General features: G+C 71.9%; 4 protein-coding genes. All 4 read left to right on the top strand.

The genetic code is table 11. The features are described from left to right. The first annotated feature begins 226 nt into the window (after positions 1–226). Positions 227–12,388, top strand: a complete 12,162-nt coding sequence (locus ACFWIW_RS14990) for an amino acid adenylation domain-containing protein (protein ID WP_378368955.1) — start codon at positions 227–229, stop codon at positions 12,386–12,388. Next, positions 12,385–17,982, top strand: coding sequence for an amino acid adenylation domain-containing protein (locus tag ACFWIW_RS14985; protein ID WP_378368954.1), 5,598 nt, complete (start codon positions 12,385–12,387; stop codon positions 17,980–17,982). Before ACFWIW_RS14990 ends, ACFWIW_RS14985 begins: the two co-directional genes overlap by 4 nt. Further along, positions 17,979–18,188 (top strand): MbtH family protein, encoded by a 210-nt coding sequence (locus tag ACFWIW_RS14980; protein WP_378368953.1) that lies wholly within the window; start codon positions 17,979–17,981, stop codon positions 18,186–18,188. The genes ACFWIW_RS14985 and ACFWIW_RS14980 overlap by 4 nt, the downstream gene beginning before the upstream one ends. Positions 18,189–18,275: 87 nt before the next feature. After that, entirely contained in the window at positions 18,276–19,451 is a 1,176-nt protein-coding gene (locus tag ACFWIW_RS14975; protein WP_378368952.1) for a cytochrome P450, read from the top strand. Positions 19,452–19,814 lie beyond the last annotated feature (363 nt).

Raw genomic sequence — 19,814 nt, 5'->3', positions numbered from 1 at the left:
CCGGTTCGGATGATGCGAAAGCCACTTTCGCAACCTTGAAGGTTGTGAAAGTGGCTTTCGCAACGCCGGGCGAGGCCGTTTGCCTTGCGACTCAAGGAGAACGACCCGGCTGGACATGTTGTCCGGCAAGGCCGGGCCGGGAGATGATCCCTTCACTGGGGTTATTCCGCACAAAGAAGCCGAGCTCGACGAACTTCGCACCCTTCGCTGATTGAGGGAGACATCGATGAACCAGTCGCGGATTGAGGAAATCTGGCCGCTGTCGCCATTGCAGGCCGGATTGCTCTTCCACGCGGTTTACGACGGCGAGGGGCCCGACGTCTACGTAGGTCATTGGATCCTGGAGCTCGACGGGCCGGTGGACGCGGCCAGGCTGCGCGCGGCTTGGGAAGCGTTGCTGTCCCGGCATGCCCCGCTCCGCGCTTGTTTCCGGCAGCGCAAATCGGGCGAGACGGTGCAGATCATCGCCAAGCAGGTGGACCTTCCGTGGCGTGAGGTCGATCTCTCGCATCTCGACGATCCCGCCGAAGCCGTGCGGGAACTGGCCGAGCGGGACCGGACGACGAGGTTCGACCTCACGCGCGCGCCGTTGATCCGGCTGACCTTGATCCGGCTCGGGGACGACACGCACCGCCTGGTGGTGACCTGCCATCACACGATCATGGACGGCTGGTCGCTGCCCATCGTGCTGGCCGAGATGTCGAAGCTGTACGCGGCGGACGGCGGCCCGGCGGACCTGCCGGAGGTGACGTCCTACCGGGAGTACCTGGCCTGGCTGAGCCGCCAGGACAAGGAGAAATCGCTCGCGGCGTGGACGGAACGGCTGGCGGGCGCCGACGAGCCGACGCTGGTGGTGCCCGCGGATCCGGGCCGGGCGCCCGCCGAGCCGGAGAGCGTCGAGGCCTGGCTGCCGGAGAACGTCACGCGGGCGCTGGGCGAACTGGCCCGTGCCAAGGGACTGACGCTGAACACGGTGGTGCAGGGCGCGTGGGCGCTGGTGCTGGCGCAGCTGACCGGGCGGACGGACGTGGTGTTCGGGGCGGCGGTGTCGGCGCGCCCGCCGGACCTTCCCGGTGTGGAGGGGATGGTGGGGCTGTTCCTCAACACCGTTCCCGTACGCGTGCGCTTGCACGCTTCGGCGCCGGTCGCCGGACTGCTGGCGGATCTGCAGAAGCGGCAGTCCGCGCTGATCCCCGATCAGTACGTGGGGCTGGCGGACATCCAGCAGGCGGCGGGCCCCGGCGCCGTTTTCGACACGTTGATCGTCTTCGAGAAGTTCCACCACGATTCCGGTGAACTGGGCTCCGCCGGGACCTTCGGCATCAAGGTGCATCAGGGCAGGGTGGCCGCCCACTATCCGCTGACGCTGGTCGCGGTGCCCGGCGAATCGATGTACTTCAAGCTGGACTATCTGACCGGCCTGTTCGACCGGGACGCCGCGCTCGCGATCATCGAGCGGTTCACGGGAGTGCTGCGCCTGCTGACGGACGCGGGCGACCGCACGGTGGCCGACGTCGAGGTGACGAACCCGGCCGAGCGCGCCCTGGTGGTCGACGCCTGGGGCACGTCTTCCCAGGCGCCGCCGGGCCGGACGGCGCCGGAACTGTTCGACGGCCAGGTGGACCGCCGCCGCGACGAGACGGCGGTCGTCGACGGCGACCGGGCGCTGTCGTACGGAGAACTCACCGAGCACGCGGAGCGGCTCGCCGGTCTCCTGCAGGGCAAGGGAGTCCGGCGCGGCGACCGGGTGGCCGTGGTGCTGGACCGGTCGCCCGAGCTGATCGCGACGTTGCTCGCGGTGTGGAAGGCGGGCGCGGCGTACGTGCCGGTGGATCCCGCCTATCCGGTGGAACGCGTGCGGTTCATGCTGACGGATTCCGCGCCCGCGGCGGTGGTGTGCGCGAAAACGTACCGGGACACCGTGCTGGACGTCGGTCCCGAACCGATCGTCCTCGACGATCCCCGGACGCGGCAGGCGGTCCGGGAGAGCGAGCGCCGGTCGGTGGCCACGAGCGCCCATGACGTCGCCTACGTGATGTACACGTCCGGGTCGACGGGGACGCCGAAGGGTGTCGCGGTGTCGCACGGCGAGGTCGCGGCGCTGGTCGGCGAGCCGGGCTGGCGGGTCGGCCCCGGCGACGCCGTGCTGATGCACGCCTCGCACGCCTTCGACATCTCGCTGTTCGAGCTGTGGGTGCCGCTGGTGTCGGGCGCGCGCGTGGTGCTGGCCGGACCGGGCGCGGTGGACGGCGAGGTGCTGGCGCGGCACGTGGCCGAAGGCGTCACGGCCGCCCATCTGACCGCGGGCGCATTCCGGGTGCTGGCCGAGGAATCGCCGGAGTCCGTCGCCGGTCTGCGCGAGGTGCTGACCGGCGGCGACGCGGTACCGCTGACGGCGGTGGAGCGGGTGCGGCGGGTGTGCCCGGACGTGCGGGTGCGGCATCTCTACGGCCCGACCGAGGCCACGCTGTGCGCGACGTGGTGGCTGCTCGAACCCGGCGACGAGACGGGTTCGGTGCTGCCGATCGGACGGCCGCTCGCCGGTCGGCGGGTCTACGTGCTCGACGCGTTCCTGCGGCCCGTGCCCGCCGGGGTGGCGGGCGAGCTGTACGTCGCCGGAGCCGGTGTGGCGCAAGGCTATCTGGACCGTCCGGCGCTGACGGCCGAGCGATTCGTCGCCGATCCCTTCGCCGGCGGGCGGATGTACCGCACCGGGGACCTGGCGTACTGGACGGACCAGGGCACGCTGGCGTTCGCCGGGCGCGCCGACGACCAGGTGAAGATCCGCGGCTATCGCGTGGAACCGGGCGAGATCGAGGTGGTCCTCGGCGGTCTGCCGGGGGTGGCCCAGGCCGTGGTGCTCCCGAGGGGCGAGCAGCTGATCGGTTACGTGGTCGCCGAAGCGGGGCACGACGCCGACCCGGTGCGCCTGCGCGGGCAGCTCGCCGAGACGCTGCCCGAATTCATGGTCCCGGCCGTGGTGCTGGTATTGGACGCCTTGCCGTTGACGGTCAACGGGAAGGTGGACCGGCGGGCACTGCCCGAACCGGATTTCGCGTCGAAGTCGGCCGGCCGGGAGCCGGTCACGGACGCCGAACGAGTCCTTTGTGGAGTGTTCGCCGAAGTACTCGGCCTCGACCGGGTCGGGATCGACGACAGCTTCTTCGAACTGGGCGGCGACTCGATCTCGTCGATGCAGGTCGCCGCACGCGCGCGGCGCGAAGGCATCCCGCTGACCCCGCGGCAGGTGTTCGAGCACCGGACTCCCGAGCGCCTCGCGCTCTTGGCGCGGGAGACCGCCGCGGCGCCCCGCGCCGAGACCGTCACCGGCGTGGGGGAGATCCCGCGGACACCGGTGATGCTGGCCCTCGGGGACGACGCGCTGCGCCCCGGTTTCGCGCAGGTGCGCGTCGTCGTCACGCCGGCGGGCCTGAACCGGGACACGCTGGTGGGCGCGGTGCGGGCGGTGCTGGACACGCACGATCTGCTGCGGGCGCGGGTGGCGCCGGACGGACGGCTGGTCGTGCCCGAACGCGGCACGGTGGACGCGGCCGGGCTGGTCAAGCGGGTGACCGCCGGGACGGCGGAACTCGACGAGGTCGCCGAGCGCGAGGTCCGGGCGGCGACGGGCACATTGGACCCGTCGGCGGGGATCATGGCGCGGGTCGTCTGGGTCGACGCCGGGGACGCCGAGCCTGGCCGGCTGGCCTTCGTGGCGCACCACCTCGCCGTCGACGCGGTCTCGTGGGGGATCCTGCTGCCGGATCTGCGGACCGCTTACGACGAGCTGAACTCCGGCCGGACCCCGGCCCTCGAAGCCCCGGCGACGTCGTATCGGCAGTGGGCGCTGCGGCAGGTCGAGCAGGCGCACAGCGAGCGCACCGTGGCCGAACTCGAAGACTGGGCCGCCCTGCTGGACGGCGCGGACCCGGGCGCGGACACCGGACAGCACACCGGGCGGTCGCATTCGTGGTCCACGCGGCTGTCCGGCACCGAGGCGCGCGACCTGGTGACGCTCCTGCCGTCGGCCTTCCACTGCGGGATACAGGACGTCCTGCTGGCGGGTCTCGCCGGTGCGGTCGCGCGGATACGCGGTACCGGCGCCGGGCTGCTGGTGGACGTGGAAGGCCATGGGCGCGAAGCCGCCGACGGCGAGGATCTGCTGCGCACCGTCGGCTGGTTCACCAGTGTCCACCCGGTCCGCTTCGATCTGTCCGATGTGGACCTCGCGGTCGCCGGGTCGTTGCTGAAGACGGTGAAGGACCAGATCCGCGCCGTGCCAGGCGACGGTTCCGGCTACGGGTTGCTGCGCCATCTCAACCCCGCCACCGCGGCGACACTGGCAGGCCTGCCGTCCTCGCGGATCGGCTTCAACTATCTCGGCCGGACCGTCCTCGCCCCGAAGGACACCGCGTGGGAGCCGGGCGGCGAAGGTCCGCTCGGCGGCGGGCCGGACATGGTCCTCGCGCACACCGTGGAGGTCAGCGCGGAGGTACAGGACACGCCGTCCGGGCCCCGCCTGGGGCTGGCCATCGACACCCGGGACGCCGACTTCACCGCGGTGGAACGGCTCGGCGAGGCGTGGACGGAGACGCTGACCGCCCTCGCGGCGCTCGCCGGGGATCCCGGCGCGGGCGGGCACACGCCGTCCGACTTCGCCCTCGTCGCCCTGACGCGGCGGGACGTGACGGAACTGGAGGCCGCGGCGCCGGGGCTGACCGACATCTGGCCGCTGTCGCCGTTGCAGGAGGGCATGCTCTTCGAGCGGGCCTTCGACGCCGAAGGTGTCGACGTCTACCAGAGCCAGCGGATCCTGGACCTCGACGGGCCCCTCGACGCGGAACGGCTGCGCGCGGCCTGGACGCGGGTACTCGCCCGGCACGAATCGCTCCGGACCGGTTTCCATCAGCTGGGGTCCGGTGAGACGGTGCAGGTCGTCGTGAGGGAGGCCGAACTCCCTTGGCGGGTGGTGGATCTGTCGCAGCTCGACGAGGCGTCCGCGGCCGAGGAGGTCGAACGACTCCTCGCGGAGGATCAGGGCGAGCGGTTCGACGTGACCGAGCCGCCGCTGCTGCGGCTGTCGCTGATCCGGCTCGGTGCCGACCGGCACCGGCTCGTGCTGACGTCCCACCATGTCGTGCTGGACGGCTGGTCGACACCGCTCGTCGTGGGTGAGGTGTCGGCCGCTTACGCCGGCGGGCAACTCCCTGCGAAGGCACCGTCCTTCAAGGACTATCTGGCGTGGTCGGGCGACCAGGACGGCGACGCGACCAGGGCGGCGTGGCGGGCCGAGCTCGACGGCGCGGACGAACCGTCCCTTGTGGACCCGGACGCGGACAAGACGATGGTGATGCCAGGGGAGCACGCCGAACTGCTGTCCGAGGAGACGACGCGCGCGCTCACCGAATTGGCCCGGGGCAACGGGTTGACGACGAGCACGATCCTGCAGGCCGCCTGGGCGCTGGTGCTGGCGCGGCTCGCGGGCCGGACGGACGTGGTGTTCGGATCGGTGGTGGCCGGCCGTCCGGCGGAGGTGCCGGACGTCGAACGCATGGTGGGGATGTTCATCAACACCGTCCCGGTCCGGGTGCGGCTCGACGGCGGGCAGCCGGTGCTGGAGCTGATCCAGGACCTGCAGGGCCGCCTGTCGGCGTTGACCGAACACCAGTACCTGGGGCTGCCGGAGATCCAGAAGGCGGTGGGCACGGGCGCGGTCTTCGACACCATCGTCATGATCGAGAACTACCCGCACACCGCCGACGGGCTCGGCGGCGACGGCGGGGTCGCGATCAGTTCGGTCGTCACCCGCACCGGCACCGGATATCCGCTGACCATGAACGTCAGCCTCGGGAGCCGCCTGCGGATCAACGTGTCCTACCGGCCCGACCGGATCGCCGCCGGAACGGCCGCCGAGATCGCCCGGCAGGTCGTCCGTGTCCTGGAACAGGTGGTGGCCCGGCCTTCGCTGCCGGTGGGCCGCCTCGGCGTGACGAGCGGACCGGCGCGCGAGTCGGTGGTGGAACGCTGGAATTCGACGGGTGACGCCGACGGCACGACGCCGGTGCCGGAGCTGTTCCGGCGGCGGGCGAACGCCTCGCCGGACGCGGTGGCGGTCGTGGACGGGGAACGCGCCCTGACCTACACCGGCCTCGACCGCGAATCCGACCGGCTGGCCGGACGGCTGGCCGCCGCCGGCGTTCGGCGCGGTGACCGCGTCGGCGTGGTGATGGAACGCGGCGCGGACCTCCTCGTCGCCCTGCTCGCGGTCTGGAAGGCGGGCGCCGCGCAGGTACCGGTGAACGTCGGCTACCCCGCGGACCGGATCGAGCGGATGCTGGCCGACGCCGGGGTGTCGGTCGCGGTCTGTCTCGAAGCGAGCCGCAAGGCGGTGCCGGACGGCGTCGAGCCGGTGGTCGCGGACCTGCCGTCGATCGACGGGGCGCGGCACGAGGCGCCGCCGGTCACGGTCGGCGCGCACGACGTCGCCTACGTCATGTACACGTCGGGATCGACCGGGGTGCCGAAGGGTGTCGCGGTGCCACACGGAAGCGTGGCGGCGCTGGCGAGCGACCCCGGCTGGTCACAGGGCCCCGGCGATCACGTACTGCTGCACGCGTCGCACGCTTTCGACGCGTCGCTGGTAGAGATCTGGGTGCCGCTGGTCAGCGGAGCCCGCGTGGTGGTCGCGGAAGCGGGCACGGTCGACGCGGAGCGGCTCCGCGCGGCGATCGCCCGCGGCGTGACCACCGTCCACCTGACGGCGGGTGCCTTCCGGGCGGTGGCCGAGGAAGCGCCGGAGTCCTTCCGCGGGCTGCGGGAGATCCTGACCGGTGGGGACGCGGTCCCGCTCGCCTCCGTCGAACGGATGCGCCGGGCGTGCCCCGAGGTCCGCTTCCGGCAGCTCTACGGTCCGACCGAGATCACCCTCTGCGCCACGTGGCTCGTCCTCGAACCGGGGGCCGCGACGGGCGACAAGCTGCCGATCGGTGGCCCGCTGGCCGGGCGGCGGGCCTACGTGCTCGACGCGTTCCTGCAGCCGGTGGCCCCGGACGTGACCGGTGAGCTCTACCTCGCCGGAGCGGGGCTGGCGCACGGATATCTCGGCAACCCGGTGTCCACTTCGGAGCGGTTCGTCGCCAATCCCTTCGCCCCCGGCGAGCGGATGTACCGGACCGGTGACCTGGCACGCTGGACGGAACAGGGTGAACTGCTGTTCGGCGGGCGGGCCGACGCCCAGGTGAAGATCCGGGGCTACCGGGTCGAACCCGGCGAGGTCGAGGCGGCGCTGACCGAGGTCCCCGGCGTCGCGCAGGCGATCGTGGTGGCCAGGGAGGAACGCCCCGGCGAGAAGCGGTTGATCGCCTACGTGACCGCGGAACCGGGACAGGGACTGGGATCCGACGCGGTCCGCGCGCGACTGGCGGCCCGGCTGCCGGAGTTCATGGTGCCTTCGGTGGTGCTGGTGCTGGACGGTTTCCCGTTGACCGTCAACGGGAAGATCGACCGCGCGGCCCTGCCCGCCCCCGAATTCGGCCCGGCGGAGGCCGGTCGCGAACCGCGTACCGAGACCGAACGGGTGCTGTGCGACCTGTTCGCCGAGATCCTCGGGCTGGACCGGGTCGGCGCCGACGACGGCTTCTTCGAACTGGGCGGGGACTCGATCCTCTCGATGCGGCTGGCCGCCCGCGCCCGCCGCGAGAACCTGGTCTTCGGGGCGAAACAGGTCTTCGACCACAAGACGCCCGCGGGGATCGCGGCGGTCGCCGGGCACGGCGGACGGACACGGGCCGAGGACGGCGAGGGGGTCGGCGAGGTCCCGTTGACGCCGGTGGTGCGGGCACTGCTCGAACGCGACCCCCGCGGGCTGACCCGCGGCGGTATGGCGCAGTGGGTGATCGTGGACGTGCCCGACGACCTTTCCGTGACCGCGCTGGCGGCCGGGCTGGGCGCCGTGCTCGACACCCACGACCTGCTGCGGAGCCGGATCGTCGAGACCGAGGGCGAGGAGCCCCGGCTGGTCGTGGCCGACCGGGGAACGGTCGACGCGGCGGCGCTGGTCGAATGGGCCGGCACCGCCGAGGGCGGTATCGACGGGATCGCGAGTGACGCGGCGGCACGTCTCGATCCCCTCGGGGGCGTGATGGTGCGGGCGGTCCTCGTGGACGCCGGACGGCTCGTGGTGGCCGCGCACCACCTCGTGGTCGACGTGGTGTCGTGGCGAACCCTGCTGCCGGATCTGCGGGCGGCCTGCGAGGCCGCGGCCGCGGGCCTGCGGCCGTCGCTCGAGGCACCGGACGTCTCCTTCCGGCGCTGGTCGCGGACGCTGACCGAAGCGGCGGCGAACCGGACCGCCGAGCTGGCGACGTGGACGGAGATCCTCGACGGGGCACCGCGACGGCTCGGCGAGCTCGATCCCCGGCGCGACACCGTGTCGACCGCGGGCCGCCGGACCTGGACCCGGCGGGCGGGCACGCTCGCGGACAAGGCCACCGCGGCCTTCCATTGCGGTGTCCACGAGGTGCTGCTGGCCACCCTGGCGAGCGCCGTGACGGGCTGGCGCGGCGGTACCGCCGTCGTGGTGGACGTCGAAGGCCACGGGCGTCAGCCCCTCGGGGAGATGGACCTGTCGCGGACGCTCGGCTGGTTCACCGATGTCCACCCGCTCCGGTTGGACACCACCGGGGCCGACCCGGCCGAAGTCGTCGCGGGCGGCGACGCGGCGGGCCATCTGCTGAAGCAGGTCAAGGAGAACGTGCGGGCGGTGCCCGACGGCGGGCTCGGCTACGGGATGCTGCGTCATCTCAACCCGGAGACGGCCCCGGTGCTCGCGGCGCTGCCGAAGGCGGAGATCGGATTCAACTACCTCGGGCGCTTCTCCGCACGGTCCGGCGGTGACGGCGAGCCTTGGGGGATAACGGGAATCGTCGGTGAAGCGGCGGACGAGGCCACGCCGTTGCGGCACGTCCTGGAGATCGACGCCGTCGTGGCGGACGGCGCGGACGGACCCGAGTTCAGCCTGACCGTGACGTGGGCCCGGCGGCTCCTCGGCGACGCCGAAGCCGAGGCGTTCGCCGACGCGTGGCTGGCCGCGCTGGCCGGTCTCGCCGCGCACGTCGACGGCGGCGGCGCCGGCGGGCACACGCCGTCCGACTTCCCGCTCACGGCGCTGACGCGGCGAGAGGTGGCGGAACTCGAGGCCACCGTGACGGATCTGCTCGACATCTGGCCGCTTTCCCCGCTGCAGGAAGGGTTGCTGTTCCACGCCGCCGACGAGGACGGCCCGGACGTCTACGCGAGCATGCGGACCCTCGCCCTCGACGGCCCGCTTGACGCCGCCCGGTTCCGCGCGTCCTGGCAGGCCGTGCTCGACCGGCACGCCGCCCTGCGGACGAGTTTCCACCGGCTCGCGTCCGGGACGGTCGTGCAGACGATCTCCCGCGAGGCGACGCTGCCCTGGCGGGAGACCGACCTGTCCCGGCTGCCGGAGGACGAGGCGCTGGCGGAATTCGACCGCCTCGCCGCGGCACAGCACGCCGAACGGTTCGACCTGGCCAAGGGACCGATGCTGCGCCTGCACCTGGTGCGCCTCGGCGAACGCAGGCACCGGCTGATCTTCACGTCGCATCACATCGTGGTCGACGGCTGGTCCCTGCCGTTGCTGGCCACCGGCGTGCTGACCGCGTACGAAGCGGGCGGTGACGGCCGGGCGCTGCCCGCGTCGGCGTCGTACCGCGACTACCTCGCCTGGATCGCCCGCCAGGACAAGACGGCCGCGCTCCAGGCGTGGCGGACCGAACTCGCGGGGCTCGACGAGGCGACGCAGATCGTGCCGCCGGAGTCGATCCGCACCCCGCTCGAACCCGAACGCGTCAGGTTCGAGCTCGGCGACGGGCAGAGCAGGCGCGTGGCGGAGTTCAGCCGCCGCCACGGTGTCACGCCGAACACGCTCTTCCAGGGGATCTGGGCCCTGCACCTGGCGCGGCTGACCGGACGCCGGGACGTGGTGTTCGGCGCCGCGGTGGCCGGGCGGCCCGCCGAGATCCCCGGTGTGGAGGCCGCGATCGGCCTGTTCATGAACATGCTGCCGGTCCGGGCGCGCCTCGTCGGCACCGAACCGGTCGTCGACATGCTGAAGAACCTGCAGGAGCGGCAAGCCGATCTGCTGCCGCATCAGCACGTCGGGCAGGGCGAGATCATCAAGGCCGCCGGCCGGGGCGCGGCGTTCGACACGATCGTGGTGTTCGAGAACTACCCGCCCCCGCCGCCCCGGCTCGATGGCCCCGACACGCTCGTCATGGGCCCCGCGGGGAACTCGGACGACGACGGGCACTATCCGCTGTCCCTGCGGGCGTCGGTGGCGGGAGGTCCCGTCCGCGGTGAAGTGATCTACCGGCCGGACGTACTCGACCGGGCCGAGGCCGAGGAGACGGTCGCGACCCTCCTCCGCGCCCTCGACCAGGTGCTGGCCGAACCGCGGACGCCGGTGGGGCGGATCGGCCTGATCGGCCCGGAACAGCGCCGTCTGGTGGTGGACGAGTGGAACCGGACCGCTGCGCCGCTCACGGAGAAGACGCTGCCGGTGCTGCTGCGCGAACAGGCGGAGCGGACGCCGGACGCGATCGCCGTCGAGGACGCGACGCGAAGCCTGTCGTACCGGGGATTGCTCGGCGAAGTGGAGTCGCTGGCGCGGCTGCTCTCCGACGCGGGCGTGCGGCGCGAAGCCAGGGTGGGGGTGCTGGTCGAGCGTTCGGCCGACCTCGCGGTTTCCCTCCTGGGGGTCATGTTCGCCGGCGGGGCTTTCGTGCCGGTCGATCCGGGCTATCCGCGCGACCGCGTCGAATTCATGCTGGCGAACTCGGCGCCCGGGGTGCTGGTGTGCACGAAGGCGACCCTGTCGTTCGTGCCTGCGGGGTTCGCGGGCACGGTGCTGGTGCTGGAGGAGCTGCCCGCCGGTCCGGACGTCGCGTTGCCCGACGTGGCGCCGGAAGACGCGGCGTACGTGATCTACACGTCCGGCTCGACGGGGGTGCCGAAGGGCGTCCTGGTCACCCATTCCGGACTCGTCAACCTCGGCTACGCGCATATCGAGCGGATGGCCGTCACGTCGTCTTCGCGGATCCTGCAGTTGTCCGCGATCGGCTTCGACGCCATGGTTTCCGAGCTCTACATGTCCCTGCTGGCGGGGGCGACCCTGGTCCTGCCGGACGCGGCGAGCATGCCGCCGAAGGTGACCCTCGGCGACGCGATCCGGCAGGCGGACATCACGCATCTGACCGTGTCGCCGAGTGTGCTGGCGAGCGAGGACGATCTGCCGGACACCCTGCGGACCGTGCTGACGGGCGGCGAAGCACTCCCGGCCGCGCTGGTGGACCGCTGGTCGCCGGGCCGCCGGGTGATCCAGGCCTACGGGCCGACCGAGACGACCATCTGCTCGACGATGAGCGCCCCGTTGTCCCCGGGACACGACCAGGTGCCGCTCGGCGGGCCGATCCACAACGTGGGGCACTACGTGCTAGACGCGTTCCTGCGGCCGGTGCCGCCCGGGGTGGTCGGCGAGCTCTACATCACCGGTGTCGGACTGGCCCGCGGCTACCTCGGCCGCCCCGGCCTGACCGCGGAACGGTTCGTCGCCAGCCCGTTCGCCCCCGGCGAGCGGATGTACCGCTCCGGCGACCTGTTCCGCTGGACCAGGGAAGGCCAGCTGCTCTTCGCCGGCCGGGTCGACGCGCAGGTGAAGGTGCGCGGCTACCGGGTCGAGCCCGCCGAGATCGAGGCCGTGCTCGCGGAGCATCCGTGGGTCGGCCAGGTGGCGGTCTCCGTCCGCCGGGACGGGCCTGGCGACAAGCGGCTGGTGGCCTACGTCGTGCCGTCGGCGGCGGCCGCCGACGGGAACGGCACGCTGGCCGCCGCGCTGCGGGAGCTGGCCGCCGAACGCCTGCCGGACTACATGATGCCCGCGGCGTTCGTGCCGATGGAGAAGATGCCGCTCACCCCGAACGGCAAACTCGATCACCGGGCGCTGCAAGCCCCCGACTTCACCGGGACGTCCTCGAAACGGGATCCGCGCACGGCCGAGGAGGCGAGGATGTGCGCGCTCTTCGAAGAGGTGCTCGGACTCGAACAGGTGGCTCCCGACGACAGCTTCTTCGAACTCGGCGGCGACTCGATCACGTCGATGCAGTTGTCGGCGAGGGCCCGCAGCCAAGGGCTGGAACTGACCCCGCGGCAGGTGTTCGACGAAAAGACACCGGAACGGCTGGCGTTGCTGGCCAAGGAAATCCCGGCCGAGGACGCGCCCGCCGCGGTGCCGGAACCCGCCGACGGCACGCTACTCGCCCTTTCCCCTGACCAGATGGACCTACTCGAGGCCGGGCTGGCCGGCGAATGACCCGCCTTAAGGAGCAGATCGTGACCGTAGACGACACTCGCGCGAAGCCTCGCTCAAGCGTGGAGGACGTCTGGCCTCTTTCACCGCTGCAAGAGGGAATGCTTTTCCACACCGCCCTCGACAAGGACGGGCCGGACACCTACACGGTGCAGACCGTCTACGCGATCGACGGGCCACTGGACGCGGGACGGCTGAAGGCGTCGTGGCAGGCGCTCGTGGACCGGCACGCCGCGTTGCGGGCCTGTTTCCGCTACGTCAGCGGCGCGCAGATGGTTCAGGTCATCGCGCGGGACGCCCGGATCCCTTGGCGGGAGACCGATCTTTCGGGACTGGCCGCCGACGGCGTCGACGGCGAAGTCGACCGGCTGGCCGCGGCGGAGGTGGCCGAGCGGTTGAGCGTCGAGACGGCGCCGCTGATGAAACTGCACCTGATCCGGCTGGGCGAGGAGAGCCACCGGCTCGTGCACACGCTGCACCACGTGCTGACCGACGGCTGGTCCATGCCGATCATCCACCGCGAGCTCGCCGAGATCTACGCCGCGGGAGGCGACGCGTCCGGGCTGCCGCCCACCGTGTCCTACCGGGACTATCTCGCCTGGCTGGGACGGCAGGACAAGGAGGCGGCCAAGGCGGCGTGGCGCGACGAACTCGCCGGGCTCGACACCCCCACCCTGGTCGTCCCCGCCGATCCCGCGCGGGTGCCGGATATCCACACCACGGTCGCCGAGCTGTCGCCGGAGCTGACCGACGGTCTCGCCCGGCTGGCGCGCGGCAACGGTCTCACCCTGAACTCCGTCGTGCAGGGCGCGTGGGCCGTCGTGCTGTCGCAGCTGGCAGGCCGCACCGACGTGGTGTTCGGCGCGACCGCGTCGGGGCGGCCCGCCGACCTCCCGGGGGTGGAGTCGATGGTCGGCCAGTTGCTCAACACCCTGCCGGTCCGTGTCCGGCTCGACGGCGCGAAGCGGGCCGTCGACCTGTTCGCCGAGGTGCAGCGCGGCCAGGCGGCCCTCATGGCGCACCAGTATCTCGGTCTCCAGGACGTGCGGACCGCCGCCGGGCCCGGGGCGGTCTTCGACACGCTCGTCATCTACGAGAACTTCCCCCGCAAGGGACTCGGCAAGCCGTCGGGGGACGGCCTGAACCTGCGCCCGGTCAAGCGGGGGAGCAACTCCTCGCATTACCCGTTCACCCTCGTCACCGGCCCGGGCGAACAGATGCCGCTCATCCTCGATTACGACCGGGGCCTGTTCGACCCCGCGGCCGCCGAATCGGTCGTCGGCGCGATGGCGCGGGTGCTGGAACGGCTGGTCGCCGAGCCCGACGTCCTCGTCGGACGGCTGACCCTGGCCAGCGAAGCCGAACGCAGCCTGGTGGTGGACGGCTTCAACGCGACCGCGGGCCCGGTGCCGGGCGATTCCGTCGTCGAACTGTTCGCGCGGCGGGTGGCCTCGGCGCCGGACGCGGTGGCGATCGTCGACGCCGACGGCGCGAACCTGACCTACGCCGAGGTCGACCGGGCGTCGGACCGGCTGGCGGGGTACCTCGCCAGCCGCGGTGTCGGCCGCGGCGACCGGGTCGGCGTGGCCTTGGAAAGGTCGCCGGAGCTGATCGTCGCCTTCCTGGCGATCTGGAAGGCGGGCGCCGCCTACGTCCCGGTGGACATCGACTACCCGGCCGAGCGCATCGCGTTCATCCTCGCCGACTCCGGCGTCTCGGCCGTCTTGTGCGCCGAGGCCACCAAGGCGGTCGCTCCGGAGAACGCGATCGTGCTCGACGCGCCCGCGACGCGCGCCGCGGTGGACGAATGCGCCGCACCGGGAAACCGGCCGCACGCGGACGATCTGGCGTACGTCATGTACACCTCGGGATCCACCGGACTGCCGAAAGGCGTGGGGATCCCGCACGGGGCCGTCGCCGGGCTCGCCGGTGACGCGGGCTGGCGGATCGGCGAGGACGACGGCGTCCTGATGCACGCGACGCACGTCTTCGACCCGTCGCTCTACGCGATGTGGGTGCCGCTCGTCTCCGGCGCCAGGGTCCTGCTCACCGAGCCGGGCGTGCTGGACGCGGCCGGGGTGCGGCAGGCCGTGCGCCGCGGCGCGACCTACGTCCACCTCACCGCGGGCACTTTCCGCGCGCTGGCGGAAACCTCGCCGGAGTGTTTCGAAGGCCTGATCGAGATCGGGACTGGCGGCGACGTGGTTCCCTTGCAGTCGGTGGAGAACCTGCGGCGGGCGCAGCCCGGCCTGCGCGTGCGCAACACCTACGGGCCGACCGAGACCACCCTGTGCGCGACCTGGCTGCCGATCGAACCCGGTGACGTGCTCGGCCCCGAGCTGCCGATCGGCCATCCGATGACCAACCGCCGGATCTACGTCCTCGACGCCTTCCTGCGCCCGGTCGCGCCGGGGGTGGCGGGCGAGCTGTACATCGCGGGCACGGGGCTGGCCCGCGGCTACCTGAACAACCCCGGCCTGACCGCCGACCGGTTCGTGGCTTGCCCGTTCCTCCCCGGTGAGCGCATGTACCGCACCGGGGACCTGGCCCGCTGGACCCGCGACGGCGAGATCGTGTTCCTCGGCCGCGCCGACGACCAGGTGAAGATCCGCGGCTACCGGGTCGAGCTCGGCGAGGTGGAGGCCGTGCTGGCCGCCCAGCCGGGAGTGGTCGAGGCGGTCCTGCTGGCGCGTGAGGACCAGCCGGGCGAGAAGCGGCTCGTCGGCTACTTCGTGTCCGACGGCACCGACCCCGGGCCGGAGGAGATCAGGCGGCGGATGGGCCTCGTCCTGCCCGACTACATGGTCCCGATCGCCGTCGTGGCGCTGCCCGGCCTGCCGGTCACCCCCAACGGCAAGGTGGATCGCCGGGCGCTGCCCGCCCCGGACCTCGCGGGCCGCTCCTCGGAGAAGGCGCCGGAGAGCGAGACCGAAAAGGTGCTGTGCGCGCTGTTCGCGGAGATCCTCAGCGTCGAGCAGGTGGGGGTCGACGACGCCTTCAACGATCTCGGCGGCAGTTCGGCGCTGGCCATGCGGCTCGTCGCGCGGATCCGCGAGGAACTCGGCGAGGACCTGCCCATCCGGCAACTGTTCTCGTCGCCGACGCCCGCGGGCCTGGCCAGGGCACTGGCCGCGAAGTCCCGTCCCGTACTGGAGGCCGCCAAGCGACCGGACCGGTTGCCGCTGACCGCCCGGCAGCTGCGGGCCTGGCTGCTGGCCGATCCCGGCGCGGAGACGGCGGGCCTGACCACCTCGGTCGCGCTGCGCCTGAAGGGCAAGCTGAACGTGCCCGCGCTGGTGACGGCGCTCGGCGACGTCGCCGAGCGGCACGAACTCCTCCGCACGACGTTCCCCGGTGACGCGCAGAGTGTGCACCAGCTCGTCCACGACACCCCGGCGGCCGGGCCGGTCCCGATCCCGGCGACCGAGGAAACCCTTCCCGGGTTGCTCGCCGAGCGGCGCGAGGCCGCCTTCGACCTCACGAGTGAAGTGCCGTGGCGGTGCGATCTCTTCGCACTCTCGGAAAAGGAGCACGTGCTGCACCTCCAGGTGCACCGGATCCTGGCGGACGACGACTCGCTGGACGTGTTCTTCCGCGACCTGGCGGCCGCCTACGGCGCGCGGCGCGAGGGCCGGGTCCCGCAGCGCGCGCCGCTGGCCCTGCAGTTCGCCGACTACGCGCTCTGGGAGCGGCGGCTGCTCGAAGACGAGAACGAACCGGGCAGCCTGATCAACGAGCAGTTCGCCTTCTGGCGGGACAACCTGGCCGGGATCGACGGGGAGACGGTGCTCCCGTTCGACCGGCCGCGGCCCGCCGTCCCGTCACGGCGGGCGGGCACCGTCGCGCTGCGGCTGGACGCCGGTCCGCACGCCAGGCTGACGGCGGCCGCGGAATCGGCGGGCGCGGAGACGTCGCGGCTGGTGCACGCGGCGCTCGCCATGCTGCTGGCCAAATCCGGCGCGGGCGAAGACGTGGTGATCGGCTCGGCGCTGCCCCGTGACGAGGAACTCTTCGACCTCGAACCGATGGTCGGACCGTTCACCCGGCCGCTCGCCGTGCGCACGGATCTCTCGGGTGATCCGACCTGCCTGGAGGTCGTCAACCGGGTGCAGGAGGCCTTCCAGGCGACCGAACAGCATCTGGACGTGCCCTTCGAACGCATCGTCGAGCTGCTCGATCTGCCCGCGTCGCTCTCCCGTCATCCCGTGTTCCAGGTGGGTTTGCGGGTGGACGAGGAGGACATCGACGGCTGGACGGCGGCGGAGCTGCCCGCCCTGCGCACCAGTGTCGAACCCGGCGGGACCGAGGCCATGGAGCTGGATCTCTCGGTCGAACTCACCGAGCGTTTCGACGACGACGACGAACCGGGCGGCTTCGACGGCGTGCTGCGCTACGCCACCGATCTGTTCGACGAGGCCACCGCCGAGTCGGTGGCCCGGCGGCTGGTCCGCGTCCTCGAGCAGGTGGCGGAGGATCCCGGGCGGCGGATCAGCGACCTGGACCTCTTCCTTGACGACTTCGAACGCGGCCGTCCGCCCATCGCGCCGGCGCGCTGGGCCGGGCCCGTGCCCCAGGTGGTCGCCGACGTGGCCGGGGACGGTCCGCTCGGCGCGCTGGTGCTGGACGCGGGGTTGCGCCCCGTCGCTCCGGGCACCGTCGGCGAGCTCTACGTCACCGGCCCCGCGGTGGACGAGGGACCGGCCGATCTCCCGACAGTGCCCTGTCCGTTCGGGGAGGACGGGCACCGGATGCTGCGCACCGGCCTGCTCGCCAGGAAGACACCCGCCAAGACCCTGGTCGTCGTCGGCGAGCGGCGGACGAGCTCTTCGGTGAAGACGGGCGATTTCGAGATCCTGCTGCCGCTGCGGCCCGGCGGGGACCGCCCGCCGCTCTTCTGTGTCCACGCGAGCGGCGGCTTGAGCTGGAACTACGAGCCGCTGTTGCGTCACCTCCCGCCGAACCAGCCGGTGTACGGCGTCCAGGCCCGCGGTCTCGCCCGGACCGAGCCGCTGCCGGGCAGCGTCGAGGAGATGGCCGCCGACTACCTCGCGCAGATCCGCGCCGTGCAGCCGGAAGGGCCGTACCACCTGCTCGGCTGGTCGCTCGGCGGCCGTATCGCGCAGGCGATGGCCAAACTCCTGGAGGAGGAAGGGGAAAAGGCCGGTCTGCTCGCCTTGCTCGACGCCTATCCCGTCTACATGGGACGCAAGACGACCGGGGCGGCGGACGAGGAAGCCGCCCTGTCGAAGCGGAATCAGGCGGATCTGGACCTCGCGGGCCAGCTGGTCAAGGGGGAGGCCGCCCGAGCCCGCCTGGAGGCGGTCATGCGCAACCTCTGGGACATCGGGCCACGCCACGTCTCTTCCCCCTTCGAAGGCGACATCCTGCTCTTCGTGGCCACTGTGGACCGTCCCGGGCATTTGCCGGTCTCGGTGGCGAAAGCCAGCTGGAAGGAGTTCACCAGCGGGGCCATCGAGACCCACGACATCCCGTCCAACCACTACGACATGGTGCAAACCGCGGCGCTGGGCCAGATTGGAGCCATCGTCGCCGAGAAACTCCGGCAGCGTCCGGAAGGTGAAAGGACACAACGATGACCAACCCCTTCGACAACGAAGACGGTTCCTTTTTCGTTCTGGTCAACGACGAGGGACAGCACTCGCTGTGGCCCGCCTTCGCCGAGGTGCCCGCGGGCTGGACCACGGTGCACGGCGAGGCAGGCCGCGAGGAATGCCTCGCCTACGTCGAGGAGAACTGGACGGACCTCCGGCCGAAGAGCCTCGTCCGGGAAGCGGGCGCCTGAGGGGCGGGTGTCCAGCCGCTCAACGCGGACGGTTGGACGAGCCCGGTCTTCGACCAACGGCCGGCTGAGGCGAAAGGACCTTGTGCAGTGTTCGAGGAGAAGAACGCCCTCCGGGGCACGGAAATCCACCGGAGAGAGCGCTTCGATCCGGGACCGGAACTGCGCTCCCTGATGGCCGAGGGCCGCATGTCCGTGCTGGAGGCCGAAGAGGGGCCCGGCGGGCGGACCGGGTGGCTCGCCACCGGGTACGAGGAGACCCGCCAGGTGCTCGGCTCGGACAAGTTCAGCGCCAAGCTGCTCTTCGGCGGCACCGCGGCGGGCCGTATCTGGCCCGGTTTCCTCAACCAGTACGACCCGCCGGAACACACCCGGCTGCGCCGGATGGTGGCTTCGGCGTTCACCTTCCGGCGGATGCAGGACTTCCGGCCGAAGATCGAGGCGATCGTCGAGGCCACGCTGGACGACATCGAAGCCACCGGCGGGCCGGTGGACTTCGTGCCGCGGTTCGCGTGGCCCGTGGCGACGACGGTGATCTGCGACTTCCTCGGCATCCCGCGTGACGACCAAGCCGAGCTGTCGCGCGCCCTGCACGCCAGCCGGGCCGAACGGTCGGGTAAACGGCGCGTGGCGGCGGGGAACAAGTACTGGACGTACATGGGCCAGATCGCGGCCAAGACGCGCCGCGACCCCGGTGACGACATGTTCGGCGCCGTGGTGCGTGAGCACGGTGACGACATCACCGACGCGGAACTGCTGGGGGTCGCCGCGTTCGTCATGGGCGCGAGCGGGGACCAGGTGGCCAGGTTCCTCGCGGCGGGGGCGTGGCTGATGGTCGAGCACCCGGAGCAGTTCGCCGTGCTCCGGGACGAACCGGAAACCGTCCCGGACTGGCTGAACGAGGTGGCCCGGTACCTCACCAGCGACGAGAAGACCACCCCGCGAATCGCGCGGGAGGACGTCTACATCGGTGACCGGCTGGTGAAGGCGGGTGACGCCGTCACCTGCTCGCTGCTGGCTTCGAACCGCCGGAAGTTCCCCGACCCGGAGGACCGGTTCGACATCACCCGGGAGAAGCCGGCACACGTCACCTTCGGGCACGGCATCCATCACTGCCTCGGCAGGCCGCTGGCCGAAATGGTGTTCCGGGCGGCGATCCCCGGCCTGGCGCACCGCTTTCCCACGCTCCGCCTGGCCGAACCGGACCGCGAGATCAAACTGGGCCCGCCGCCGTTCGACGTGGAAGCCCTGTTGCTCGACTGGTAACCCGGTCGTGCGGTGCGCTGTCGCGTGACTGGACGGACGACACCTGTGATCCGACGGACGACACTCGTGTTCGGACGGACGACACTCGTGTTCGGACGGACGACACTCGTGTTCGGACGGACGGCTCGGACGGGATCGGCCGCGCACGTGTGTCGTCCCTCCCGACACGCGTGTCGTCCGTCGGATCACAGGTGTCGTCCGTCCAGTCACGCGAAATCACCGTCTCGGTGGACGACCGGTCCGCGACACGTCACCTTTCGCTTTTCCTCTCGGGAACGGGGAGGCCGGGGGATGTCGCGAAAGCCACTTTCGCGACGTTCGATTTAGCGAAAATGGGGTTGGCGACACCCACGCGGGCGCGGG

It is taken from the genome of Amycolatopsis sp. NPDC058340, from assembly GCF_042723975.1.
GTDB lineage: Bacteria > Actinomycetota > Actinomycetes > Mycobacteriales > Pseudonocardiaceae > Amycolatopsis.
The sequence above is the reverse complement of the archived record's forward strand: the minus strand, read 5'-3'. Positions and strand labels throughout refer to the sequence as shown.

Coding starts and splice junctions, on each gene's coding strand:
- ACFWIW_RS14990 (WP_378368955.1), top strand. CDS start 227: ATGAACCAGTCGCGGATTGAGGAAATCTGGCCGCTGTCGCCATTGCAG.
- ACFWIW_RS14985 (WP_378368954.1), top strand. CDS start 12,385: ATGACCCGCCTTAAGGAGCAGATCGTGACCGTAGACGACACTCGCGCG.
- ACFWIW_RS14980 (WP_378368953.1), top strand. CDS start 17,979: ATGACCAACCCCTTCGACAACGAAGACGGTTCCTTTTTCGTTCTGGTC.